This is a genomic window from Mycoplana sp. 10N416, from assembly GCF_056394765.1.
In genome coordinates this window covers 26,128-49,609 of sequence record NZ_JBFTIM010000003.1, presented here as the reverse complement: position 1 = coordinate 49,609, position 23,482 = coordinate 26,128, and the positions used below count along the sequence as shown (strand labels likewise).

Genomic DNA, 23,482 nt, shown 5'->3' with positions numbered 1-23,482 from the left:
GTCAGCCCTCCAGTGCCGGAAGGATGCCGGCGGAAACGGCGGCGTTCAGCGTGCCGGAGGCGACGAGATCGCTGGCGATCTTCAGGTCGTCGGCCATGTAGCGATCTTCCTCGATCGACGGCGAGACGGCGCGGAGCGTCGCAATGGCCTTCTGCAGTTCGGGGCTGGTCGCCAGCGGCGCGCGGCACTCGACGCCCTGCACGGCGGTCAGCGCCTCGATGCCGATGATCGCAAACAGGTTGTCGGTCATCTGCAGCAGGCGGCGGGCGCCGTGGCAGGCCATTGAGACGTGGTCTTCCTGGTTGGCCGAGGTCGGCGTTGAGTCGACCGATGCCGGATGAGACATCTGCTTGTTCTCGCTCATCAGCGCGGCGGACGTGACTTCCGCGATCATCAGGCCGGAGTTGAGGCCCGGCTTCTTGGCGAGAAAGGCAGGCAGGCCGTAGGAAAGGGCCGGGTCGACGAGCAGCGCGATGCGGCGCTGGGCGATGGCGCCGATCTCGCAGATCGCCAGCGCGATCTGGTCGGCGGCGAAAGCCACCGGCTCGGCATGGAAGTTGCCACCGGAAACGACCGAATTGTCGGACAGCACCAGCGGGTTGTCGGTGACCGCGTTGGCTTCGATCTCGAGCGTGCGGGCAACCGAGCGCAGGAGATCCAGGCAGGCGCCGTCGACCTGCGGCTGGCAGCGGATGCAATAGGGATCTTGCACGCGCTCGTCGCCCTCGATGTGGCTCTGGCGAATGGCCGAGCCTTCGAGCAGGGTGCGGAGTGCTGCGGCAGTGTCGATCTGGCCCTGATGGCCGCGCAGTGTATGGATGTCCGGATGGAACGGCGCCGAGGAGCCCATCGCTGCGTCCGTCGAAAGGGCGCCGGTGATCAGCGCAGCCTGCGCGGCGCGGTGGGCGCGGAATAGCCCGGCCAGTGCCAGCGCAGTCGAGGTCTGGGTGCCGTTGATCAGCGCCAGGCCTTCCTTGGCGGCGAGCGTCACCGGGGAAAGGCCGGCCTTGTCGAGAGCACGGGCGCCGCTCATGCGCTCACCGGCGAAGAAGGCCTCGCCATGGCCCATCATTACCGCCGACATGTGGGCGAGCGGTGCCAGGTCGCCGGAGGCGCCGACCGAACCCTTTTCCGGGATGACCGGGATGACGCCCTTTTCGAGCATCGCCTCGATCAGGCGGACGACTTCGATGCGGACGCCCGAGGCGCCGCGGCCGAGCGAGACGAGCTTCAGCGCCATGATCAGGCGCACGACATTTTCGGCCAGAGGCGCGCCGACGCCGCAGCAATGCGACAGGATCAGGTTGCGCTGCAGGGTGGCGACGTCGGCGGCGTCGATCTTGATCGAGGCCAGTTTGCCGAAGCCGGTGTTGATGCCGTAGACCGGGGCATTGCCGGCAGCGATCTCGGCGATGCGGGCGGCGGCCTTCTTGATGCCGGTGTCGAACGACGGATCGAGGCGGGCCGGCTCGCCGGTCCAGTAGATGGTCTCAAGGTCCTTGAGGGGCACGGAGCCCGGATGAAGAATGATGGTCATGAGTTTGCCCTCTCTCCCTTGAAGACGCGATGGTGCAGTGGGTTGAAGCCGATGCGGTAGACGAGCTCCGCAGGCTGATCTATGTTCCAGATGGCAAGGTCCGCAGACTTGCCGACTTCGAGCGTGCCGGTCTCGCCGATGAGGCCGAGGGCCCGGGCCGCTTCGCGGGTGGCGCCCGCCAGGCACTCTTCGACCGTGAGCCCGAACAGCGTCGCCGACATGTTCATGGTCAGCAGCAGCGAGGTGAGCGGCGAGGTGCCGGGGTTGCTGTCGGTGGAAATCGCGATCCGCGTGCCTGCCTCGCGCAGCGCCTTGACCGGCGGCAGCTGCTTTTCGCGCAGCGTGTAGAAAGCTCCCGGCAGCAGCACGGCGACCGTGCCCGCTTCCGCCATGGCCTTTGCGCCCTCGGCATCGAGGTATTCGAGGTGATCGGCGGAGATCGCGCCATAGGAGGCTGCCAGCTTGGCGCCACCAAGATCGGAAAGCTGCTCGGCATGCAGCTTCACCGGCAATCCGAGCGCCTTGGCGCGCTCGAAGACGCGGGTGATTTCCGCGCTGGAAAACGCGATGCCCTCGCAGAAGCCGTCGACCGCGTCAACAAGGCCCTTGGCGTGAGCGGCGTCGAGGCCCGGCAGGACGACTTCGGTGATGTAGTCGTCGTTGCGACCCTTGTATTCAAGCGGGGTGGCATGGGCGGCAAGATAGCTGGTGAGGATGCGCACCGGGCGCAGCGTTTCAAGCCGGCGGGCGGCCTCCAGCATCTTGATTTCGGCCTCGATGTTCAGACCGTAGCCGGACTTGATCTCGATGGTGGAGACACCTTCCGCCAGCAGCGTGTCGAGACGGGGCAGGGCGGTTGCGACCAGTTCGTCTACCGTGCAGGCGTTCGTCGCCTTCACCGAGGAAACGATGCCGCCGCCGGCGCGGGCGATCTCTTCATAGCTCGCGCCGTCGAGGCGCATCTCGAACTCGCGGGCGCGGTTGCCGCCATAGACGAGATGGGTGTGGCAGTCGACGAGCGCCGGGGTGATCCAGCGACCTTCGCAATCGATGACCTCCGCGCCGGCGAGGTCCGCCGGCAGGCCGCCTTCCGGCCCGACATAGACGATGCGCCCGTCGCGGGCGGCGATCGCGCCATCTTCGACGATCCCGAGACCGCCGAGCGCCTCGTTGAGCGTTGCCAGCCTTGCGTTGCGCCAGAGCGTGATCTGCCCGGCCTTCGCAGCGGTGCCTTCAGAAAAATTGTTCCCGACCATCAGCCTTGCGCCTTTCTTTCGTTGTGATAATGTATATACATATTAATCCGAGTGACAAGTGGAAAAATTTGCAATCCACTGGCGGACCCGAGAGGAGACCTTATGACAGTTATTCACGCAGGCGCGGCGTTGACGCCGGACGGTTGGCAGCGCGACGTGCGGCTGACCCTTTCGGGCGGGCGGGTCGAAAGGATCGAGGCAGGCAGCGCGCCGCAGGCCGGCGACGAGCGTCATCGGGTGGTCGTTGCGGCAATGCCGAATCTGCACAGTCACGCCTTCCAGCGTGCTATGGCGGGTCTGGCGGAAGTGCGCGGTCCGGCCTCCGACAGCTTCTGGAGCTGGCGGACGGTGATGTACAAGTTCGCGCTGTCGATGACGCCCGAGCATGTCGAGGCGGTCGCGGCGCAGCTCTATATGGAAATGCTGGAAGCCGGTTTCTGCCGGGTCGGCGAATTCCACTATCTCCACCATGACAAGGACGGCAGCCCCTACGCTAACATCGCCGAAATGGTCGAGCGCATCGGTGCGGCGAGCTCCGAGACCGGCATCGGCCTGACGCTGCTTCCCGTCCTCTACGCCCATTCCGGATTCGGCGGCACTGCGCCGATCGAGGGCCAGCGGCGCTTCATCAACACGGCCGATCGCTTCGAGGCGCTGATGGCCGGTTGCCGGACCGTGACCGATCGCCTTGACGGCGCAGTCCTTGGGGTCGCGCCGCACAGCCTGCGGGCCGTCACCCCGGAAGAGCTGAAGATCGCCGTTCGGCTGGCCGGCGAGGGACCGATCCACATCCACGTCGCCGAGCAGACCAAGGAAGTCGAGGATTGCATCGCCTGGTCAGGCGCGCGTCCGGTGCAATGGCTGCTGGACAATGCCGGGATCGACGGCCAATGGTGCCTGATCCATGCCACCCACATGACCGACGACGAGACCCGGCGCATGGCGAAGAGCGGCGCGATCGCCGGCCTCTGCCCGGTGACCGAAGGCAATCTCGGCGACGGCATCTTCCCCGCGCCGGCCTTCCTCGAGGAGGGCGGACGCTTCGGTGTCGGTTCGGATTCGAATATCCTGATTTCGATTCCCGAGGAACTGCGGTTGCTGGAATACTCGCAGCGACTCGGGCTTCGTGCCCGCAACGTGATCGCCGAGACCGGCGGCTCGACCGGACGGTCGCTGTTCGACCGGGCGCTGGCCGGCGGCGGCGCGGCCCTGCAATGCCGCCCGGAACTGGTCGCCGGTGCTGCCGCGGATCTGGTATCGCTCGATGCGGCGGCCGTGCCCTATCTGGATGGCGACCATTTGCTCGACAGCTGGATCTTCGCCTCCGGCGTCAGCGTCGACTGCGTCTGGGCGCGCGGCAAGAAGGTCGTCGCTGGTGGCCGGCACACGAAGCGCGAGGCGATCGCCACGCGATTCCGGGCCACCATGCAGGCCCTGCTGGCGAACTGACCCTCGTCAAGTAGCACGCAGGCCGGATGACCTTCGGCCTGCGACCCGCACATCAGTTCGTCGCGTCCTCACGAACTCGGCAGGCCCGAAGCAGATCGCGTGAAAAGGGATTCACGCGATCTTTTTTGTTCGGATGCCTGCCTTCCGTAGATCAGGCTGCCTCCGGCCGCGGGGCGGAAAGAAGCGCCTGCTTCTTCGATATCTGCACCAGCCATTTGTGGAATGCGGATCCGAACGGCTTTTCGAGCGCGGACCGGTCCCAGGCGAGAAAGTAGCTTTCCGGCAGCTTCATGCGGATATCGTAAGGGATGAGCAGGTTGCCCGAGGCGAGTTCGTCAGCGATCATCGACACCTGCGCCAGCACGAAGCCGCGACCGTTTACGGCGGCGTCGATCGCGGTGCTCGACAGCGTGAAGGACAGGCTGGAAAGCCTTTGCCCGCCGCTGGCGTTCACCATTCTTGCCCAGTCGCTCCATTGCGGCGGCGGTAGGTAGCCCGTTTCCCATTCGACATTGAGCAGCGGGAATTTGAGGATATCGGCCGGACTTTCGAGTGGATGCTGCCACAGGAGACCAGGCGCGCAGACCGGCACCACCCAGTCGGTGAAGAGCTCGGTATAGTGCTCGTGAACTGCCGCCCGGCGACCGTAGGTGATGCGAAAGTCGACCTGGTCGAAGCCGATGCGGGGCTCGTCGTCCTTGCCGATGACGCGGATGGCGGCGTCCGGGTGCAGCGCCTGCCAGTCGAAGATCTTGCGGCTGATCCATTTGTTGATCACCGAGGTCAGGCCGCTGAGCACGATGCCGCTCTGGTTGCGGGCCCGCTCCAGTACCTCGGCGGCGTGGGCAAATTGTCGGAAGCCCTTGGCGATCTCCTCATAGTAGAGCCGGCCCCACGAGGTCAGCTCCACACGGCGGCCCTTGCGCTCGAGCAGGGTCAGGCCAAGGCTTTGCTCGACATTGCGCACCTGCTGGCTGATCGCGCCCGGCGACACGCCGAGGTCGCGGGCGGCAGCGCTGACCGTGCCGCAGCGGCCGATGGCTTCGAAAGCCTGCAGGCCACGCAAGGTTGGCATCGACATCGGGAAAACTTTCAATCGTCAAGTTGCCCGCTTTTTAGATTATCTAAACAAAAACGCAATACCGGACAGCTTGTCGCAGGGGTTGGCCCGGCCGATACTGCCCCTAACTGCAATGATAATGAGGGTGAAATGTTTCTCAAGAACGCTTGGTATGTCGCCGCCTGGGATCACGAGGTCAGCCGCGAGCTGAAGCCCGTCACCATTCTCGGCGAGAACGTGGTTCTCTACCGCAAGCAGGACGGCACGCCGGCCGCGCTCGAAGATGCCTGTCCGCATCGCAAGTTGCCGCTGTCCATGGGGCGCATCAAGGGCGACGACGTCGAATGCGGTTACCATGGGCTCACCTTCGACTGTTCCGGCACCTGCACCCGGGTTCCCGGTGCAGAGCGCATCCCGCATGTCGCCAGGGTCCGTTCCTACCCGGTGCACGAGCGCTACGGCCTGTTGTGGATCTGGATGGGCGATGCCGCCAAGGCCGACCCCAAGGACATCTTCGAGGTCGAGCACTTCGACAACCCCGCCTGGGGCGTCAACCGTGGCGAATCGATGATGCTGAAGTGCAACTATCAGTACATGACCGACAACCTGCTCGACCCGTCGCACGTCGCCTGGGTGCACCAGTCGTCCTTCGCAAGCTCGGCTTGCGAGGAAACGCCGCTGGAAACGACCGTCAAGGATGATGGCGTCACCGTCTGGCGCTGGATGATCGACTCCGAACCGGCTCCGTTCTATGCGCCGTTCCTGCAGTTCGAAGGCAATACCGACCGCAAGCAGCACTATGAAGTGCGCTATCCGAGCAACGCCATCATCAAGGCGATCTTCGCACCGGCCCATACCGGCGGCGAAGGCAAGGAGCTGCCGGCCAATACCTTCCTCATGGACAGCTACAACTTCATGACGCCGGTCGATGAGAACCACACCAAGTACTACTGGTTCCAGATGCGCAATTTCGCGCCTGACGATGCCGAGGTTTCGGCAAGCTTCGCGAAATCCGTGCGCGGTGCCTTCGAGGAGGACCGCGTGGTTCTCGAAGCGGTTCACCAGGGCATGGCCAACAAGCAGACTCCGAACCTCGACCTGAAGATCGACGTCGGTCCGATGCGCTTCCGCCGCAGGCTGGCGCAGATGATCGCCGCCGAGGCCGAGGCCGCCGCGGCATCGACGCCGGCTGCTGCCGAATAAAGGTTGAGGACAGATGTCGGACGCCCAGGCTTCGCGGTTCCGCCCCTTCGAGGTGGTGGCGAAAGTGCGCGAAAGCGCCACTATCACCTCGTTCCATCTGGCACCGCTCGAACGGCAGCACTGGCGGCCGTTCGAGGCCGGGCAATTTCTGACAATTCGAGTCCCCGACCGGGGCACCGGCGGCCACGTGCTGCGCAACTACACGGTCTCCTCCTCGCCGCGCGAGGAGGGGGTCTACCGGATCACCGTGAAGCGGGAGGCATCGCCCGCATCCGGAACTCCGGACGGGGTCAGCTCCTGCTGGCTGCATGACGAGATCGAGACCGGCGCGGTCGTCGAGATCGACGGCCCGCGCGGCGCCTTCAAGCTCGACAGTGAAAGCAAGCGCCCGGTGGTGCTGCTGTCCGGCGGCGTCGGACTGACGCCGACCGTCTCGATGCTGAAGGTGCTGGCGACCGAGAGCGACCGGCCGGTGTGGTTCATCCACGCCTGCGACAGCGGCGCGGTGCATGCGCTCGAAAAGGAGGTGCGGGCACTGGCTGCCCACAGGTCCGGCATCAAGGTGCATTACTGCTACCGGTTCCCGAGCGACGACGACGTGCAGCAGGCGCGATGCCATTCGACCGGGTTCATCTCGCGGGAGACCATCCAGAGCCTGCTGCCGCTCGACGATTATGACGTCTACATGTGCGGCCCGCCGCCGTTCATGCAGGCGATGTACAAGCTGCTGCTCGGCCTCGGGGTGAAGAAGGAAAACATCGCCTACGAATTCTTCGGGCCGGCAAGCCTGTTGTCTGACTCCGAACAGCAGGCGGCGAAGGCCGCGGTTGTCGCGGAGGCACCGCCGGTCGCCAACGACGACGGCGACGGCATCCGCATCGTTCTTGAGAAGTCTGGTCGCAGCTTTGCCTGGAACGAGGCCAGCGAATCGATCCTGGCGTTTCTCGAGACGCAGGGCGTCGAAGCGGAGTTCTCCTGCCGGGCGGGGGTCTGCGGCAGCTGCGTGCAGGGCCTGGTGTCGGGCGAGGTCGACTATACCGAGGAGCCGCTCGACGAGGTGCCGGCAAATCGCGTGCTGCTCTGCTGCTCGAAGCCGAAATCGTCCGTCGTGCTCGACCTCTGACCGCCGAGTTCTTGAATTCTGATTGCCCGAGGAGGGGCCTGTGAACGAAATGACCAATGCCGGTATCCGGCTCAATCCGCATGTCGCCGCCCTTCCGCCCTACAATGCCGGAATGAACATCGCAGTTGCCCGCAAGCTGAGCGGCCGCGACGAGATCGCGGCCCTTGCCAGCAACGAGAATCCGCATGGCTGTTCGCCGATGGTGACGGCGGCGCTCGCCGGGCTCGATCCGTCGCGCTACGCCGACCCCGCTTGCGTTGCGCTGCGCGCAGCACTTGGCGCCAAGCTCGACGTTGCGCCCGAGCGCATCGTCGTCGGCAATGGCTCGGAGGAGATGATCGCCGCGATCTGCCGCGCCGTGCTACAGCCGGGGGCGACGGTCGTCACCGTCTCGCCTGGCTTCGGACTGCACGAGATCGAGGCGCTCGCCAATGGCGCAAGCGTCGTCAAGGTCCCGATGGCCGAGGATCTCGGCTTCGATATCGATGCGATCGTCGCGGCAATGGCCGAGAAGCCGGCAATCGTCTTCCTGTCGTCGCCGTCCAATCCGGTCGGTCCGGCGCTCGATCACGCTAGCCTGTCGCGCATCCTGGCGGCGGTGCCGCAGGAAACGCTGTTCGTCCTCGACGAAGCCTATTTCGAGTTCACCGACGGCGACACCCCGGACGGCCTCAAGGTTTTGCGCGACACGGCGCTCTCGCATGTGGTGCTGCGCACGTTCTCGAAGGCCTATGGCCTTGCCGGGCTCCGTGTCGGCTACGCCGTCACGTCCGATGAGCGCCTGGCCCGGACGATGACCTCGGCAAAAACGCCGTTCAACGTCAATGCGGCGGCCCAGATAGCTGCGGTCGCGGCATTGGAGGACGAGGATTGGATGCACCGCTCAGTGGCCGCAGTGAAGGCGGAGCGCGAGCGGATGGCGGCGGCGGTCGCGGCCATGGGCCTGTTCGCGCCGAAATCGCAGACGAACTTCCTCTTTCTTGACGTCCGCCGCGACAGCCAGGCGGCGATGGACCACTTCCTGTCGGAAGGGATCATCGTCAAGCCGTGGAAGGAGAAGGGTTTTGAGACCTTCGTCCGGGTCACGGTCGGCAGCCCCGCCGAAAATGACCGGTTCCTGGCCGCGCTCGGACGCTGGCTTACGGCATGAGGCGGATCGTCAAACCCTCGCCTGTGGCGAGAACTGCGCGACCAGCGCATGCCGGTCACCGGGATAGGTCAGCCGCACATGGGTGATCAGCCCGCTGTCGTTCCAGGTGCGCCGCTCGACGACCAGGCAGGCGGTGCCGGAGGCGATATCCAGCGCTTTGGCCTGCTCTTCGTCCGCAGCCACCGCCTTGATCAGGTGTTCGGCCGTGCTCCAGGGAACCTGGTTGATCAGCCAGGGACCCGGCGCGATGCCGGTGAAATCAACGTCGGCGGCCTCCGGTACGGCATCGAGGTTGAGAATGCGGTCCTCCTGGCAGAAGGGCTTGCGGCCGGCGAGGTGGATGCAGTGCAGCTCGAGGATCGAGGCGGACGGCGGCAGCGCCAGCCGCCCGGCGTCGGCGGCTCGGAACTTTCTCTGGACGCGGCGCACGAGCCGGTAGTCGTAGGAGAGATTCAGGCTCCTGACCTCCGACTCGATGTCGTGGATCTCGAGCACCGCCGATTGCGCAACCGGACGCGTGACCACCGTGCCCGATCGCCGGCGCCGCTCGAGCAGGCCCGCCGAGGCCAGCCGGGTCAGCACCTTGTTGACGGTCATGCGCGAGCAGCCGTACTGCGCGGCCAGGTCGACCTCGAAGGGAATGCGATACCCCGGCGGCCAATCGCCGGAAACGATGCGACCTTCGATCTCCTCCTGGATGCGACGGTCGAGCGTTTCGTCTTTCGTCACGTTTTCCCCCCAATGAATAGCCGATGTGAATGTTGCCGCGACGGCAATCGGTCTTTGCTCCATATATGAAATAGATTCTTTTACGACTGCTACCCTAGGTGAAACTCGACTAAATGAAACCTCAATGAGCCTTGAATGGCTGCGCGGTCTGGTTCGCGCATCCCGATCGACTTTCGCCGCCAGCTCGGCGGCGCCAACGGTGATGCAGGTTAAATCCTTGAACCGCGCTTTTGAAATCCGGAGCGATTGTTCAGCCACTTGTGTGATCGATGCTCGACGATGGGCATGATCTGAGGCCGCGCCGCAGGACCGAAGCTCCGCGTCGCAGTGGGGCTCGCCTGGACGATCATTCCTCAAACGATCCCACCACCACCGCTGGCAATGGCCGGGCGTTCCGCGGCGACCGTCACGCGGTATCCCGCCGCGCGATAACAGCTGACCGGGTCGATTGCCCCGCCGTTTTCATAGCGTGCCATGGCGAGCATCGGCTCGACATCGGTGCGGAAGGCAGCCTTCAGCGTTTCCGACGCCATCAATGCATCGTTGCCTTCCTGATAGCCGGTGAGCGCCGCCCGGTCGACGATCAGGGCCTGCGCATAGGCACGGCAGACTTCGGTGGCACTGCGCATCAGGCTTTCGATCGGGTCGGTGACGTTATGGCTCTGGTCCAGCATATGCGCGGGGGCAAAGCCTTCGGCCTTGCGCTCTTCGGCGTTCACCAACTCGTTGAAGACGAGGAACAGGCGGTAGGGATCGATCGAACCCGTATCCAGATCGTCGTCGCCATATTTGGAATCGTTGAAATGGAAGCCCCCAAGCTTGCCGAACTGGATCAGCCGGGCGACGATCATCTCGATATTGACGTTCGGTGCATGGTGGCCGAGGTCGACGAGGCAATAGGCCTTCTCGCCCAATTCCTTGGCGATCAGGTAGTTGGTACCCCAGTCCTGCACGACCGTCGAGTAGAAGGCCGGCTCGTACATCTTGTGCTCGGTGAAGATGCGCCAGTCGTTGGGCAGGTGTCTGTAGATCGCCTTCATCGCCTCGAGATAGCGCTCGAAGCTTCTGGTGAAATCGGCCTGTCCCGGAAAGTTCGTGCCGTCGCCGATCCACACCGTCAGCGCCTTCGAGCCGAGTTTTCGGCCGATCTCGATGCATTCGATATTGTGCTCGACCGCCTGCTGGCGCGTCGCGGCATTGGCATGCGAAAGCGAGCCGAACTTGTAGGAATGCTCCTGGCCCGGTGTGTCGGAGAAGGTATTGGAGTTCATGGCGTCGAAGCCAAGGCCCAGCGCTTCGCCCTTTTCTTTCAGCGCTCCGAGGTCGGCAACCTTGTCCCAAGGGATATGCAGCGAGACGGTCGGAGTCGCCCGCGTCAGCTCGTGGATGACGGCGCAGTCCTCCAGCTTGTCGAAGATGTCGCGCGGCTCGCCTTCTCCCGGGAAGCGGGCAAAGCGCGTGCCGCCGGTGCCGACCCCCCAGGAGGGAACGGCGACGGCGTAAGCCGCGACCTTCTTCTTTACTTCATCGATATCGACGCCGCGGCGGGCAAGCTGTTCTCCGAGATGGGCATAGTCGCTCTTCAGATCGGTTGCGCGCTTCGCGTTCTCGGCGGCGATCACGTCCTTCGAGATCATGTTCATGTTGGCTCCTCCCAAACCCCGGCTTGACCTTATCTCGTGAACGACTGGGCGTTGCCAGCGTCGACGTTGATGATGTTGCCGGTCGATTTCGCCGACATGTCTGAGGCGAGGAAGTAGATCGCTTCGGCAATGTCCTCGGGGAAGACCGAGAGCTTCAGCATGGAACGCTCGCGGTAGTGCGCCTCCAGATCGTCGGTCTTGTAGGTGGCGGCGCGCTGTTCCTTCCACTCGCCCGTCCAGATCTTCGAGCCGCGCAGAACGGCATCCGGGTTCACCACGTTGACGCGGATCTGCTCGGATGCGCCTTCAAGGGCCAGGCAGCGGGCGAGGTGGATCTCGGCGGCCTTCGCCGTGCAATAGGCGGACGCGCCGGGAGAGGCGGCAAGACCGTTCTTTGACGCGACGAAGACGACGTTGCCGCCGCACCTCTGCTTGCGGAAGATCTTGAAGGCTTCGCGCGAGACGAGGAAATAGCCGGTCGCGAGAATGTCGATGTTCTTGTTCCACAGCGAGAGCGTCGTCTCCTCGATCGGTGCCGACGAGGCGAGGCCGGCATTCGAAACGAGGATGTCGAGGCCGCCGAATTCGGAGAGCGTGTCGGCGAAACTCTTTTCGACCAGCGTCTCATCAATGACGTTCATCGCGACGGAGCGGACGAAATCCTTGCCGTAGCGGCCGGCAAGTTCGGCCTGTGCCGCGGCCAGCGCTTCCACGTCGATGTCTGCAAGAACGACGCAGGCGCCCTCCGCCATCAGTCGGTTGGCGGTCGCCTTGCCGATGCCGCCGGCGCCGCCGGTGACGAGCGCGATGCGGCCGGCAAGGCTCTTCGGCTTCGGCATGCGCTGCAGCTTCGCTTCCTCCAGCAGCCAGTATTCGATGTCGAAGGCTTCCTGTTCCGGCAGGCCGACATAGGTCGAGACGCCGGACGCGCCGCGCATCACGTTGATGGCGTTGACGTAGAACTCCGCCGAAATGCGTGCCGTCGCCTTGTCCTTGGCAAACGTGATCATGCCGACGCCGGGAACGAGATAGACGACCGCGTTGGGATCGCGCATCGCCGGGCTGTCGGCGCGCTTGCAGCGCTCATAGTAGCCGGCGTAGTCGGTGCGATAGGCGGCGACCGCATCGCCAAGGCCGGCAAGCGTTGCATCCACGTCGGGCTTGGCCGGATCGAAGGAAACGACCAGCGGCCGGATCTTGGTACGCAGGAAATGGTCCGGGCAGCTCGTGCCAAGGGTTGCGAGCGCTGCCAGGTTCTTCGAGGTGACGAAATCGAGAACCGCCTGGCTGTCGTCGAAATGGCCGACCTTCTTCTCGTCGGCGCTGATCATGCCGCGGATCACCGGCATCAGCTTCCGGGCAACCGCGCGCCGCTCGGCAGCGGCAAGCACCGGCTTCACCGCGCCACCGAAAGCTGGTGCGGTGTTGTTCGCCTCGAACCAGGCGATCGCCTTGTTGATGATTTCGACGGTCGTCTCGTAGCATTCCCTGGCCGTGTCGGCCCAGGTGAAGAGACCGTGGCTTTCGAGCACGACGCCGCGCGCCGTCGGGTTTTCCTTGCAGAACCTTTCCAGCCACAGGCCCAGTTCGTAGCCTGGCCGCTTCCACGGCAGCCAGCCGATGTCGTCGCCGAAGATCTTCTGCGTCAGCTCGCGGCTGTTCTTCGCAGCGGCGATCGCGATGATCGCGTCCGGGTGCATGTGGTCGACATGCTTCCTCGGCACATAAGCGTGCAGCGGCGTGTCGATCGAGGCAGCGCGCGGGTTGAGGTTGAAGGTGCAGTGGGGGAGGTAGCCCACCATCTCGTCCTCGTGCTCGACCCCGCGGTAGAGGCCCTTCAGGGCTTCGAGCTTGTCCATATAAAGCGTGGCGAAGCCGTCCATCTTGATCGTGCCGACGTCGCCGCCCGAGCCCTTGACCCACAGGACCTCGACCATCCCGCCGCCGAGCGGATCCTTCTCCATGACCTTCGCCGAGGTGTTGCCGCCGCCGTAGTTGGTGATGCGCTTGTCGGAGCCGAGCAGGTTGGAGCGATAGAGAAGACGCTCGGATTCGCTCATCGAAGCGGCCTTCGCCTCGTCCCAGAGATTGGCAAGGCGCGACCCTTGTTGCTTGTCCAACATCGGCAATTCCTCCCGGTCGTTTGTCGTGCGACCCTGGCGGTCGCCTGTCGAATTTGATGGAGTAAAATTTCACGGATATCGCGACAATGTCAATCACAAACGATCAAATTCAGTCATACTGCGCTGCACAATGAAAAAATATGATTGCTCATGATTGACATTGCGCGGTCGTGATGGAAGCATGAGGCAATCAGGAGGAGCCATGCACGAGAAGGAACGACATCGGGTCATTCTGTCGGCCGTCCAGGACAAGCCCGTTGTCACGGTGCAGGACCTGGTGGAGATGACGGACAGTTCCGAGGCAACGATCCGGCGCGATATTGCGGCCCTACACCTGCAGAAGCGCCTCCGACGCGTGCGTGGCGGTGCGGAGGCGATCAATCCACCGCAGTTTCCCGGGCTCGCCGGTCGCCCCTTCCACGTCAACGAGGTGCTGCATGCCAAGCAGAAGCAGGCGATCGCCAAGGAAGCGGTCGCGCTCTGCGAGGATGGCGAGCCGATCATCATCAATGGCGGCACGACGACGTTCCAAATGGTGCATTTCCTGGCGAACCGCCGCATGCAGGTGTTCACCAACTCGTTTCCGATCGCCGAACACCTTTTGAAGCATTCCAAGAACACGGTGATGCTGTCGGGTGGCACGATCTACCGCGAGCAGAACATCATCCTCAGCCCCTTCGACAACGACGTGACGCGCAACTTCTATGCGCGGCGCATGTTCATGGGGGCGCAGGGCCTTGGGCCACTCGGGCTGATGGAGGCCGATCCGCTGCTCATTCAGGCCGAGCAGAAGCTGATCGACCAGGCGGACGATCTCGTCGTGCTGGTCGACTCCTCGAAATTCCGGAAGCGCTCCAGCCTGATCCTGTGCGGGCTGAAGCGCATTGCCACGGTGATCACGGATTCGGGCATCGAGGACCGGGAAGCCTCGATGCTGGAAAATGCCGGCGTCAACCTGATCGTCGCTGACGTTCGGGCGGCGGTGCAGGTGGAGAATGCTCCCTCGCAGGCATAGGGCCGGCAGGGGAGGGGAACGAACCAGTCAGGGAGGACTTGGACATGAAGATCTGGAAAGCATTGCTGATGGCAGCAGCCGTTTCGACGGCGCTTGCCGGAACCGCCAACGCAGCCGACAAGAAGATCGCCCTCGTCGTCAAGGCACTCGGCATCGGCTTCTTCGAAGCCGCCAACAAGGGCGCGCAGGAAGCCGCCAAGGAACTCGGCGACGTCGAAGTGATCTACACCGGCCCGACGACGACCACCGCCGAGGCGCAGATCGAGGTAATCAACTCGCTGATCGCCCAGAAGGTCGACGCGATCGCTGTTTCCGCCAACGACACCGACGCGCTCGTTCCGGCGCTGAAGAAGGCGATGGATCGCGGCATCAAGGTCATCTCCTGGGATTCCGGCGTGGCCCCCGAAGGCCGCCTGATGCACCTGAACCCGTCGTCCAACGCCTTGATCGGCAACATGTGCGTCAAGATGGCCGCCGACAACCTGCCGGAGGGCAAGGGTGACGTGGCGATCCTGTCGGCTTCCGCCACCGCGACCAACCAGAACACCTGGATCGAGGAGATGAAGAAGGTCCTGCCGAACTATGCGGGCGTGAACATCGTGACGACCGTCTATGGCGATGACCTGGCCGACAAGTCCTATCGCGAGACGCAAGGCCTCATCCAGTCCTACCCGGACCTGAAGGCGATCATCGCGCCGACCTCCGTCGGTATCGTGGCCGCAGCCCAGGCCGTCGAGGACGCGGGCAAGACCGGCCAGATCAACGTCACCGGCCTCGGCCTTCCCTCCGAAATGGCAGGTCACGTGAAGGCCGGTTCGTCCAAGTCGTTCGCGATCTGGAACCCGATCGACCTTGGCTACTCGGCAACCATGATCGCCAACGACCTGATCGGTGGCGCAGAAGCCAAGCCCGGCGCAGAACTGAACATGGGCCGCATGGGCAAGGTCAAGCTCGACGACAAGAACGAAGGCGCAATGGCCGACCCGTTTGTCTACGACGCCTCGAACGTCGAGGAATTCGCCAAGATCTTCTGATCTGGCGGATGGTGGCCGGGAGTGTGTGCGGGCCAACGGCTTGCAATGCCCCTCATCCGGCCTGCCGGCCACCTTCTCCCCGTGGCGGTGCTTCGGCCGCCAGCTGTGCGGCATATGCGGCAGTATCCCCTCTCCCCGCTCGCGGGGAGAGGGCTAGGGTGAGGGGCAGAATCTAAGCAGCGCGGCGCGATTTGCGGCTCCGCTTTCGACAAACCAACCCGGCGGATGAACGTTTGTTGCAGGACACGACCACATCGCGGACGAAGCCGGCGATCGCGCTGGAGGGGATCTCGAAGACCTTCCCCGGCGTGCGCGCGCTCTCCGAGGTCTCACTGTCGCTCTATCCCGGTTCCGTGACGGCCCTGGTCGGCGAGAATGGTGCAGGAAAATCGACGCTGGTGAAAATCCTCACCGGCATCTATCAGCCGGACGCCGGTACGATCCGCGTCGACGGCACGGAGACCCATTTCCCGACCGCAAGCGCCGCCGCGAGGGCCGGCGTCACCGCGATCCATCAGGAAACGGTCCTGTTCGACGAACTCTCCGTCGCCGAAAACATCTTCCTCGGTCATGCGCCGCGCACGCGGCTTGGCCTCATCGACTGGGCGAAGCTGAACGCCGATGCCCGCAAGCTGCTTCAGCGCGTCGGTGCCGATCTCGATCCGACGATCCGCCTGCGCGACCTCGGCATCGCCAGCAAGCATCTGGTGGCGATCGCCCGCGCGCTGTCGATCGATGCACGCGTCGTTATCATGGATGAGCCGACCGCTGCTCTTTCCTACAAGGAGATCCATGAGCTTTACGAACTGATCGACCGCCTGAAGGCAGACGGCAAGGCGATCCTCTTCATCAGCCACAAGTTCGACGAGATCTTTCGCATTGCCGACCGCTACACCGTCTTCCGCGATGGCCGCATGGTCGGCGAGGGGCTGATCGCCGGCACACGCCAGGACGACCTCGTGCGCATGATGGTCGGCCGCGACGTCGGCCAGGTCTTCCCCAAGCAGGAGGCTCAGATCGGCGAGCCGGTGCTGACCGTCTCCGGCTACCGCCATCCGACCGAATTTGAGGACATCAGTTTCGAACTGCGTCGCGGCGAGATCCTCGGCTTCTACGGCCTCGTCGGTGCCGGGCGCTCCGAGTTCATGCAGTCGCTGATCGGCATCACCCGGCCGTCCGCGGGCGCGGTGCGTCTGGACGGGCAGGTGCTGGTCATCCGCTCGCCGGCCGAAGCGATCGAGGCCGGCATCGTCTATGTGCCGGAGGAGCGCGGCCGGCAGGGCGCGATCATCGGAATGCCGATCTTCCAGAACGTCACCCTGCCGTCGCTCACCCGCACGTCGCGTTCGGGATTTTTGCGGATGGCCGAGGAATTCAGGCTGGCGCGCGAATACACCGCCCGGCTCGATCTGCGCGCCGCCGCGCTCGACCAGGATGTCGGCACGCTTTCCGGCGGCAACCAGCAGAAGGTGGTGATCGCCAAGTGGCTGGCGACGAAGCCGAAGGTCATCATTCTCGACGAGCCGACCAAGGGTATCGACATCGGCTCCAAGGCCGCCGTGCACGCCTTCATGAGCGAGCTTGCGGCCCAGGGGCTCAGCGTCATCATGGTGTCATCGGAAATCCCCGAGATCATGGGCATGTCCGACCGCGTCATCGTCATGCGCGAGGGGCGGATGGCAGGTGAGTTCAACCGTGCCGAACTCACCGCGGAAAAACTGGTGCGCGCCGCCGCAGGCATTTCGGAGACCGCGCAATGAACATGCTTCTCAAGAACCGCGAAGCCCTGCTGGTCGTGGCGATCCTGGCGCTGGTCGCGCTGATCGCACTGCGCTTCCCGGGCTTCGTCCAGCCGGCCAATCTCGGCCGCGTCTATAATGACACCTCGATCCTGATCATCCTCGCGCTTGGTCAGATGGCGGTGATCCTCACGCGCTGCATCGACCTGTCGATGGCGGCGAATCTCGCGCTGTGCGGCATGGTCGCCGGCCTGATCAACCTGGCGCATCCCGGCCTGCCGATCCCGCTGATCATTCTTGCGGCCATGGCGCTCGGCGCGCTCCTCGGCTCGATCAACGGCCTCCTGGTCTGGAAGCTCGACATTCCGCCGATCGTCGTGACGCTCGGCACGCTGACGATCTATCGCGGCACCATCTTCCTTCTGACCAGCGGCCAGTGGATCAACGCCCACCAGATGAGTGCGGCCTTCAAGGGGCTGCCGCGGGCAGATCTCTTCGGCATTCCGACGCTCTCCTGGTTCTCCATCGTCATCATCGCCATCATGCTCGTCGTCATGACCCGGACCGCGCTCGGCCGCGCCTTCTATGCGGTTGGCGGCAATCCGCATGCGGCGATCTATACCGGCATCGATGTCGGCCGCACCCGCTTCCTTGCCTATTGCCTGTCCGGTACGCTGGCGGGACTTGCCGGCTATCTCTGGGTGTCGCGCTATGCGGTCGCCTATGTGGACATCGCACTCGGCTTCGAACTCGACATCATCGCCGCCTGCGTGATTGGCGGCATTTCGATCGCCGGCGGCATCGGTTCGGTACCCGGCGCCGTCCTCGGGGCCCTATTTCTCGGCGTCATCAAGAACGCGCTTCCGGTCATCAACATCTCGCCCTTCGCCCAAATGGCGATTTCCGGCACGGTCATCATCATCGCCGTTGCCGTCAACGCCCGCGCCGAGCGCCGCAAGGGCAGGGTCATTCTGAAGAAGGCGGAGGCGCACTGATGTCCGAGGCGAACATCCAGACGCGCCACATTCCCGACCGGCTGCAGAGTCGCGGCGCCCGCTTCCTGAAGAGCTGGGAAAGCCTACTCGTGGTCGTGGCGATCCTGATCTTCATCGCCAATTCGCTGGCGTCCCCCTACTTCCTCGATCCGTGGAACCTGTCCGACGCGACATTCAACTTCACCGAAAAGGCGATGATCGCCTTTGCCATGGCGCTGGTCATCATTGCCGGCGAGATCGACCTGTCGGTCGCGGCGATCGTCGCACTGACCTCAACGGCCATGGGCTACGCGGCGACACAGGGCTTCGATACGCCGGCGCTTGTGGTGGTCGGACTTGCGGTCGGGCTTGCCTGCGGCGCGATCAATGGTCTTCTCGTCACCCGCCTCGGCCTGCCCTCGATCGTCGTCACGATCGGCACGATGAGCCTGTTCCGCGGCACCGCCTTCATCATTCTCGGCGACCAGGCGTTTACCGAATATCCGGCAAGCTTCTCCTTCTTCGGGCAGGGCTATGTCTGGTGGGTGTTCTCCTTCGAGTTCTGCCTGTTCCTGGGCTTCGCGATCTTCTATGCGGTATTGCTGCACAAGACGAATTTCGGTCGTGCGGTCTACGCGATCGGCAATAACCAGACGGCGGCGCTCTTCTCCGGTGTCCGGGTGGCGCGGGTCAAGTTCATACTCTTCCTGCTGACCGGTCTGATGTCGGCCATCGCCTCGATCTGCCTGACCTCGCGCCTGGGTTCGACTCGCCCGTCGATCGCGCTCGGCTGGGAGCTCGAGATCGTGACGATGGTGGTTCTCGGTGGCGTCAGCATTCTCGGCGGATCGGGCACGATCGGCGGCGTGGTGCTGGCGGCGCTGATCATGGGCATGGTCACCTTCGGCTTCGGCCTGCTGAACGTGCCGGGCATCGTCATGTCGATCTTCATCGGCCTGCTTCTGATCTCTGTCATCGCGTTGCCCATCCTGTACGGCCGCTTCAAGCGTCGCTTCAGCCACTGAGGACCGGTATGGAAAAATATGCCTTCCGCATGCGCCTCAACCCCGGCATGGCCCAGGAATACAAGGCGCGCCACGACGCAATCTGGCCGGAGCTTTCGGCATTGCTGAAAGAAGCGGGCGTCTCGGACTACTCGATCCACCTCGACGAGGAGACGAACCTTCTGTTCGGCGTCCTGTGGCGGCGCGACGACCATGCCATGGACCGGCTGCCGCAACATCCGGTGATGAAGCGCTGGTGGGCTCACATGGCCGACGTCATGGAAACGAAACCGGACAACGAACCGGTCGCCGTTCCGCTCCGCACCGTCTTCCAGATGGAGTGAGCCGGAGAATGGCAAGGACGATCGCCGTCATCGATATCGGCAAGACGAATGCCAAGGTGGTGCTCGTCGACGGGGACACTCTTGGCGAGGTCGCCGTGCGCACGACGCCTAACGGCGTCGTCGATGCGCCGCCCTATCCGCATTTCGACACGGAACGGCTCTGGACCTTCACTCTGGAGAGCCTGAAGGAACTCAATGCCGAGCGGCGGATCGACCGCATCTCGGTCACGACACACGGGGCGACCGCCGTGCTGGTCGATGCGAACGGCGATCTGGCCCTGCCGGTGCTCGATTATGAACATGTCGGGCCACAGGATCTGCGTGATGAATATGAGGCGCTTCGGCCTGCCTTTTCCGAAACCGGCACGCCAAGGCTTCCGGTCGGGCTCAATGCCGGGATGCAGCTCTACTGGCAGCAGCGCCGCTTTCCTAAAGGCTTCGCAAACGCTGCTGCCATTCTCATGTATGCCCAGTATTGGTCCCTGCGGCTGACGGGCGTTGCAAGCAGCGAGGTGACGTCGCTTGGTTGCCATGCCGATCTGTGGGAACCGGAGAACCGCTGCTTTTCGACGCTGGTCGAAAGGCAAGGTTGGGCCCGCCTCATGCCTCCGCTGCACAAGGCGTCCGACATACTCGGCAAGATCAAGCAGGAGGTCGCGGCGGCGACCGGCCTTGCCGCCGACACGCCCGTCTATTGCGGTATTCACGATTCCAATGCCTCGCTGCTTCCCTATGTCCTGACGATGCCCTCGCCCTATGCCGTCGTGTCGACCGGTACCTGGGTCGTGTCGATGGCGATGGGAGCAAAGCCGACGGCGCTCGATGAGCAGCGCGACACGTTGGTCAACGTCAATGCACTCGGCGATCCGGTGCCCTCGGCCCGCTTCATGGGCGGCCGGGCGTTCTCACTGCTTGGCGGCACGAACGCTCCGATCGGCGTGGCGGCGATTACATCGGTTCTCGCGCGCCGGGCAATGCTGCTCCCATCCATCCCCGGCGATTCCGGGCCCTATCCCGGGCGCGAGGCAAGATGGACCGTCGATCGCGACGCATTGAGCGACGACGAGGTCCAGGTCGTGATCGCCTTCCACCTGGCCCTGATGACTGCCACGTGCCTGTCGCTGATTGGCGCGGACGGACCCGTCATCGTCGAAGGGCCCTTTGCGGCGAATGGTCCTTACCTTGTGATGCTGAAGACGGCCACCAGCCGCGATGTGCTGGTCGGCGAAAGCGCGACCGGCACCAGCGTCGGTGCGGCGTGCCTCGCAGTTGAAAGTGTCATGAAGCCGCGGTTGCGACCGGTCGAGGCGTCGCTCCCGAAGGCGGCGGCAGTCTATGTCGAAGAATGGCGGAGCCTCGCAGGCGATTGAAGCCGGCAACGAAGGACTTCAATCGTTGGCTGACGAATGCTCGATCAAAAAACGGCAAGAGCCTGTCACAAGCTTTTCAGGGCGCGCGATAACCCTATAAAGACGGCTGCATGTTCTCGGAATGTGGGGCACTCTCCGCGCCGTAAGCCGCGAAAATCGTGGTCGTGAGATAGCTTTTTCTCACCGCCGGCCTGCAGTTCGATTCCGTTCAAGGCGAGCGGATCGACGAACCCTTGCCCATTTCAAAAAGTTCGCTATAAACGAATAAAGTTCATTTATAGGCGAGGGCGACCTTTTGCAAACTGCACGGTTCCAAGACATAGCAAGCGATCCGTATTGGTGGCAGGTCCGCGAGTCCAGCCCTCCAACCGATATGGAACCCGTCCCAGGCGCCTGTGACGTTGCCATCATAGGATCCGGCTACACAGGGCTGTCTGCTGCCCACCGGCTGGCGTCGGGTGGCCTCTCCGTTGTTGTCATCGACGCGGACGACCTCGGCTTCGGCGCCAGCACCCGCAACGGCGGCATGGTGTCCGGGACGCTGAAGTTGTCGCACAAGGAGCTTTGTGCCGCTTATGACCGCGACACGGCCAACGCGCTGTTTCAGGAGGCGCAGGATTCCGTCCTGTTCCTCGAGCAGTCGATCGCAGAAAAGGGCATCGCCTGTGACTACGAGCGCATGGGGATGTATTTTGCCGCCTATGCGCCCAAGCACTACGACGGGTTGGCGCGCGAGGCCGAGGAATTGGCGGCCCTGGGTGTAGAGACGCAGATGGTGCCGGCGGCCGAGCAACAGAGAGAACTTGCCTCCGGCATCTACTATGGCGGACGCACGACGACGATGGCGGGCGGGCTGCATCCCGCCAAGTATCACGCAGGGCTCGTGGCTGCGTGCCGCGCTGCGGGCGTTTCTTTCCGCAGCCGCTGCCGTGTGCGGCGGACATATCGGCAAGGTGCCGGCTACACGGTCGATACCGATCGCGGCAGTGTGCAGGCCGGGCAGGTGGTGGTAGCGACGAACGCTTATACCGATCCGGGCATGCCTTGGTTCCGGCGCCGGGTGATCCCGATCGGCAGCTACATCATCGCCACGGAACAGATGGATCCGGCCGAACTGCGCGCCCTGATCCCGGCCGCACGGATGATCCAGGATACCAAGCGCAACCTGTTCTATTACCGCCTGTCGCCGGACGGTACGCGCATGATCTTCGGCGGACGCACCAGCTTCCGTCCGATCAGCACGAACGAAAGCGCGGCACGTCTGCATGCGGCGATGTCCACGGTGTTCCCCTCGCTCGCCAAGGCGCGGGTGGCGCACAGCTGGACCGGAAGCGTGGCCTTCACCTTCCAGAAGGTGCCGCATGTCGGCCAGCATGAAGGCATTCATTTCGCGCTCGGTTGCTGCGGCCAGGGCGTCGCCCTGATGAGCTATTTCGGCGACCGTATCGGCCGGCGCATCCTCGGGCGGGGCGGCGATACCGCCTTTGCCCGCACCCGCTTCACCACCATGCCCGGATACCAGGGCCATCCCTGGTTCCTGCCGGTCGTCGGCGAGTTCTATCGCCTGCTGGACTGGCTGGAGCGACCCACATCCTGAACCGCACGAAAGGAAAATGAACCTATGGCAGATTTTCGCAATCCCGCTGGCGTGCCCGTGCCGCCGAGCCGCTATTCGCAGTCGGTGCGCGTCGAGCGCAATGCCGAGTACCTCTTCCTGTCCGGTCAGGTGGGCCTCGAGGCCGACGGCAGTATTCCCGCCGATTTTGACCGCCAGGCCGAACTGACCTGGGACTACATCGAGCGGCTGCTCGCCGACCACGGCATGACGATGGCCAATCTTGTTAAGGTGCAAGGCTTCCTCACGAGTGCCGAACATGTCGGCGGCTACAAGAAATGGCGTGATCTGCGCATGCCGGAACCGCCGCCTGCCTCGACCGTCGTCATTGTCTCGGGGTTTGTCGCTCCCGGCCTGCTGATCGAGATCGATGCGGTCGCCGCCCGCGAACCCTGATGCCGTCGGCTTGGGGGCGCCAGAGGCGGCCCCAAGCCCCAGTGCCTTCACCGGGGTCTTGGCGTCATGACAAAGATCGCGGCGGTCGGCTCGGTCTCGGAAGGGTTGTAGAAGGTATGCGGGCGTCGGGGGTCGAATGTCATGGCGTCGCCTTCGCGCAGGATGAACGTCTCGTCCTCCAGCTTCAGGGCCAGCTCTCCTGACAGGACGATGATGAACTCCTCTTCCGCCCGCAGCGCATAGAGCTGCTCGCCGCCGGTGCCTTTCGGTTCAATCTCACTCCAGATCGCCTGCAGCCGCATGCTCCCGCTGGGGGTCAGCAGATGGTCGGAGACGCCAGTCCCGCCAAACTTGATGGGGGTTCGTTCTTCGGCCTTCACGACAGCCGACTCGGGGGAATTGAACAGATCGCCGACCGGCAGGCCCAGCACTTCGCAAAGCTTCACCAGTGATGCGACCGACGGCGATGTCTTGTCGCGCTCGATGTCGCTCAGAAAGCCCTTTGTCAGGGATGTGGCTTCGGCCACGGCCTCGAGCGTCATGTCCAACTGGCGCCGTCTTTCGCGCAAGACATGACCGATGCGCGGCGGCGGCTTTGCGCCGGCTTTGGAGGTTGGGGTGTCTGCCATGGAACTACCTTAAATGAGTCTCTTCCGACTGCGAAGATACCAGCGAACCCCAAGCCAGTGCAATAGAAGTTCGCCAATAAAGAACTTAG

20 protein-coding genes are annotated in these 23,482 nt (G+C 63.8%); 13 read left to right on the top strand and 7 right to left on the bottom strand.

Annotated elements, in window-relative coordinates; translation table 11 throughout:
• Position 1: 1 nt before the first annotated feature.
• Positions 2-1,537 carry a histidine ammonia-lyase gene (gene hutH / locus AC1DDS_RS07430; RefSeq protein ID WP_477478294.1) on the bottom strand — a complete coding sequence of 512 codons (1,536 nt, stop codon included), beginning with the start codon at positions 1,535-1,537 and terminating at the stop codon, positions 2-4.
• A complete protein-coding gene (hutI, locus tag AC1DDS_RS07425) occupies positions 1,534-2,793 on the bottom strand; it encodes an imidazolonepropionase (RefSeq protein WP_477478293.1) in 1,260 nt (419 codons plus the stop codon). The genes hutH and hutI overlap by 4 nt, the downstream gene beginning before the upstream one ends.
• A 102-nt stretch (positions 2,794-2,895) precedes the next feature.
• On the opposite strand from hutI, the gene AC1DDS_RS07420 reads away from it, so the two are divergent.
• Positions 2,896-4,242 (top strand): formimidoylglutamate deiminase, encoded by a 1,347-nt coding sequence (locus AC1DDS_RS07420; protein ID WP_477478292.1) that lies wholly within the window; start codon positions 2,896-2,898, stop codon positions 4,240-4,242.
• Between the two features lie 151 nt (positions 4,243-4,393).
• Here the strand turns inward: AC1DDS_RS07420 and AC1DDS_RS07415 are convergent, their stop codons facing one another.
• Complete coding sequence (locus AC1DDS_RS07415) at positions 4,394-5,323, bottom strand: LysR family transcriptional regulator (protein WP_477478291.1); 930 nt, start codon at positions 5,321-5,323, stop codon at positions 4,394-4,396.
• A 129-nt stretch (positions 5,324-5,452) separates the two neighbouring features.
• Here AC1DDS_RS07415 and AC1DDS_RS07410 point away from each other — a divergent pair, with 129 nt between their 5' ends.
• From AC1DDS_RS07410 to hisC, 3 genes are read left to right on the top strand one after another with little or no spacing between them, the layout of a single operon-like run.
• Positions 5,453-6,505 carry an aromatic ring-hydroxylating dioxygenase subunit alpha gene (locus AC1DDS_RS07410; RefSeq protein ID WP_310422396.1) on the top strand — a complete coding sequence of 351 codons (1,053 nt, stop codon included), beginning with the start codon at positions 5,453-5,455 and terminating at the stop codon, positions 6,503-6,505.
• Between the two features lie 13 nt (positions 6,506-6,518).
• Entirely contained in the window at positions 6,519-7,628 is a 1,110-nt protein-coding gene (locus AC1DDS_RS07405; protein WP_477478290.1) for a 2Fe-2S iron-sulfur cluster-binding protein, read from the top strand.
• Between the two features lie 49 nt (positions 7,629-7,677).
• Positions 7,678-8,778, top strand: a complete 1,101-nt coding sequence (hisC, locus tag AC1DDS_RS07400) for a histidinol-phosphate transaminase (RefSeq protein ID WP_477478625.1) — start codon at positions 7,678-7,680, stop codon at positions 8,776-8,778.
• Between the two features lie 9 nt (positions 8,779-8,787).
• Here the strand turns inward: hisC and hutC are convergent, their stop codons facing one another.
• From hutC to AC1DDS_RS07385, 3 genes are all read right to left on the bottom strand, one after another.
• Positions 8,788-9,570: a histidine utilization repressor gene (hutC, locus tag AC1DDS_RS07395; RefSeq protein WP_477478624.1), complete on the bottom strand. Its 783-nt coding sequence runs from the start codon at positions 9,568-9,570 to the stop codon at positions 8,788-8,790.
• 290 nt (positions 9,571-9,860) lie between these two features.
• Positions 9,861-11,150, bottom strand: coding sequence for an L-rhamnose catabolism isomerase (gene rhaI / locus AC1DDS_RS07390; protein WP_477478289.1), 1,290 nt, complete (start codon positions 11,148-11,150; stop codon positions 9,861-9,863).
• 29 nt (positions 11,151-11,179) lie between these two features.
• On the bottom strand, positions 11,180-13,273 hold the full coding sequence (locus tag AC1DDS_RS07385; protein ID WP_477478288.1) for a bifunctional rhamnulose-1-phosphate aldolase/short-chain dehydrogenase: 2,094 nt from the start codon (positions 13,271-13,273) through the stop codon (positions 11,180-11,182).
• Between the two features lie 202 nt (positions 13,274-13,475).
• Between AC1DDS_RS07385 and AC1DDS_RS07380 the strand changes: the two genes are divergently transcribed.
• From AC1DDS_RS07380 to AC1DDS_RS07340, 9 genes are all read left to right on the top strand, one after another.
• Positions 13,476-14,288, top strand: coding sequence for a DeoR/GlpR family DNA-binding transcription regulator (locus AC1DDS_RS07380; protein WP_310422414.1), 813 nt, complete (start codon positions 13,476-13,478; stop codon positions 14,286-14,288).
• Positions 14,289-14,332: 44 nt separating this feature from the next.
• On the top strand, positions 14,333-15,322 hold the full coding sequence (gene rhaS, locus AC1DDS_RS07375) for a rhamnose ABC transporter substrate-binding protein (protein WP_477478287.1): 990 nt from the start codon (positions 14,333-14,335) through the stop codon (positions 15,320-15,322).
• Between the two features lie 233 nt (positions 15,323-15,555).
• Positions 15,556-17,082 (top strand): sugar ABC transporter ATP-binding protein, encoded by a 1,527-nt coding sequence (locus tag AC1DDS_RS07370; RefSeq protein ID WP_477478286.1) that lies wholly within the window; start codon positions 15,556-15,558, stop codon positions 17,080-17,082.
• Positions 17,079-18,056: an ABC transporter permease gene (locus AC1DDS_RS07365; protein ID WP_477478285.1), complete on the top strand. Its 978-nt coding sequence runs from the start codon at positions 17,079-17,081 to the stop codon at positions 18,054-18,056. Before AC1DDS_RS07370 ends, AC1DDS_RS07365 begins: the two co-directional genes overlap by 4 nt.
• On the top strand, positions 18,056-19,060 hold the full coding sequence (locus AC1DDS_RS07360) for an ABC transporter permease (RefSeq protein ID WP_477478284.1): 1,005 nt from the start codon (positions 18,056-18,058) through the stop codon (positions 19,058-19,060). Before AC1DDS_RS07365 ends, AC1DDS_RS07360 begins: the two co-directional genes overlap by 1 nt.
• Before the next feature lie 8 nt (positions 19,061-19,068).
• Entirely contained in the window at positions 19,069-19,383 is a 315-nt protein-coding gene (gene rhaM, locus AC1DDS_RS07355; RefSeq protein WP_477478283.1) for an L-rhamnose mutarotase, read from the top strand.
• Positions 19,384-19,391: 8 nt separating this feature from the next.
• The gene (locus tag AC1DDS_RS07350; RefSeq protein WP_477478282.1) at positions 19,392-20,753 is read left to right on the top strand and encodes an FGGY-family carbohydrate kinase; all 1,362 of its coding nucleotides are present in this window, start codon (positions 19,392-19,394) and stop codon (positions 20,751-20,753) included.
• 373 nt (positions 20,754-21,126) lie between these two features.
• On the top strand, positions 21,127-22,350 hold the full coding sequence (locus AC1DDS_RS07345) for an NAD(P)/FAD-dependent oxidoreductase (RefSeq protein WP_477478281.1): 1,224 nt from the start codon (positions 21,127-21,129) through the stop codon (positions 22,348-22,350).
• Positions 22,351-22,374: 24 nt separating this feature from the next.
• Positions 22,375-22,764 (top strand): RidA family protein, encoded by a 390-nt coding sequence (locus AC1DDS_RS07340; RefSeq protein ID WP_310422436.1) that lies wholly within the window; start codon positions 22,375-22,377, stop codon positions 22,762-22,764.
• Positions 22,765-22,811: 47 nt separating this feature from the next.
• Here AC1DDS_RS07340 and AC1DDS_RS07335 read toward each other — a convergent pair whose 3' ends face one another.
• On the bottom strand, positions 22,812-23,393 hold the full coding sequence (locus AC1DDS_RS07335) for a cupin domain-containing protein (RefSeq protein WP_310422439.1): 582 nt from the start codon (positions 23,391-23,393) through the stop codon (positions 22,812-22,814).
• Positions 23,394-23,482: the final 89 nt, after the last annotated feature.

Excerpts from the sequence above, each read along its gene's own strand:
- hisC (WP_477478625.1), top strand. The coding sequence starts at position 7,678 with ATGACCAATGCCGGTATCCGGCTCAATCCGCATGTCGCCGCCCTTCCG.
- hutC (WP_477478624.1), bottom strand. The coding sequence starts at position 9,570 with ATGGAGCAAAGACCGATTGCCGTCGCGGCAACATTCACATCGGCTATT.
- AC1DDS_RS07380 (WP_310422414.1), top strand. The coding sequence starts at position 13,476 with ATGCACGAGAAGGAACGACATCGGGTCATTCTGTCGGCCGTCCAGGAC.
- AC1DDS_RS07415 (WP_477478291.1), bottom strand. The coding sequence starts at position 5,323 with ATGTCGATGCCAACCTTGCGTGGCCTGCAGGCTTTCGAAGCCATCGGC.
- AC1DDS_RS07340 (WP_310422436.1), top strand. The coding sequence starts at position 22,375 with ATGGCAGATTTTCGCAATCCCGCTGGCGTGCCCGTGCCGCCGAGCCGC.
- AC1DDS_RS07345 (WP_477478281.1), top strand. The coding sequence starts at position 21,127 with ATGGAACCCGTCCCAGGCGCCTGTGACGTTGCCATCATAGGATCCGGC.
- AC1DDS_RS07350 (WP_477478282.1), top strand. The coding sequence starts at position 19,392 with ATGGCAAGGACGATCGCCGTCATCGATATCGGCAAGACGAATGCCAAG.
- rhaM (WP_477478283.1), top strand. The coding sequence starts at position 19,069 with ATGGAAAAATATGCCTTCCGCATGCGCCTCAACCCCGGCATGGCCCAG.
- AC1DDS_RS07405 (WP_477478290.1), top strand. The coding sequence starts at position 6,519 with ATGTCGGACGCCCAGGCTTCGCGGTTCCGCCCCTTCGAGGTGGTGGCG.
- rhaS (WP_477478287.1), top strand. The coding sequence starts at position 14,333 with ATGAAGATCTGGAAAGCATTGCTGATGGCAGCAGCCGTTTCGACGGCG.
- hutI (WP_477478293.1), bottom strand. The coding sequence starts at position 2,793 with ATGGTCGGGAACAATTTTTCTGAAGGCACCGCTGCGAAGGCCGGGCAG.
- AC1DDS_RS07410 (WP_310422396.1), top strand. The coding sequence starts at position 5,453 with ATGTTTCTCAAGAACGCTTGGTATGTCGCCGCCTGGGATCACGAGGTC.
- AC1DDS_RS07365 (WP_477478285.1), top strand. The coding sequence starts at position 17,079 with ATGAACATGCTTCTCAAGAACCGCGAAGCCCTGCTGGTCGTGGCGATC.
- hutH (WP_477478294.1), bottom strand. The coding sequence starts at position 1,537 with ATGACCATCATTCTTCATCCGGGCTCCGTGCCCCTCAAGGACCTTGAG.
- AC1DDS_RS07335 (WP_310422439.1), bottom strand. The coding sequence starts at position 23,393 with ATGGCAGACACCCCAACCTCCAAAGCCGGCGCAAAGCCGCCGCCGCGC.
- AC1DDS_RS07360 (WP_477478284.1), top strand. The coding sequence starts at position 18,056 with ATGTCCGAGGCGAACATCCAGACGCGCCACATTCCCGACCGGCTGCAG.
- AC1DDS_RS07385 (WP_477478288.1), bottom strand. The coding sequence starts at position 13,273 with ATGTTGGACAAGCAACAAGGGTCGCGCCTTGCCAATCTCTGGGACGAG.
- AC1DDS_RS07420 (WP_477478292.1), top strand. The coding sequence starts at position 2,896 with ATGACAGTTATTCACGCAGGCGCGGCGTTGACGCCGGACGGTTGGCAG.
- rhaI (WP_477478289.1), bottom strand. The coding sequence starts at position 11,150 with ATGAACATGATCTCGAAGGACGTGATCGCCGCCGAGAACGCGAAGCGC.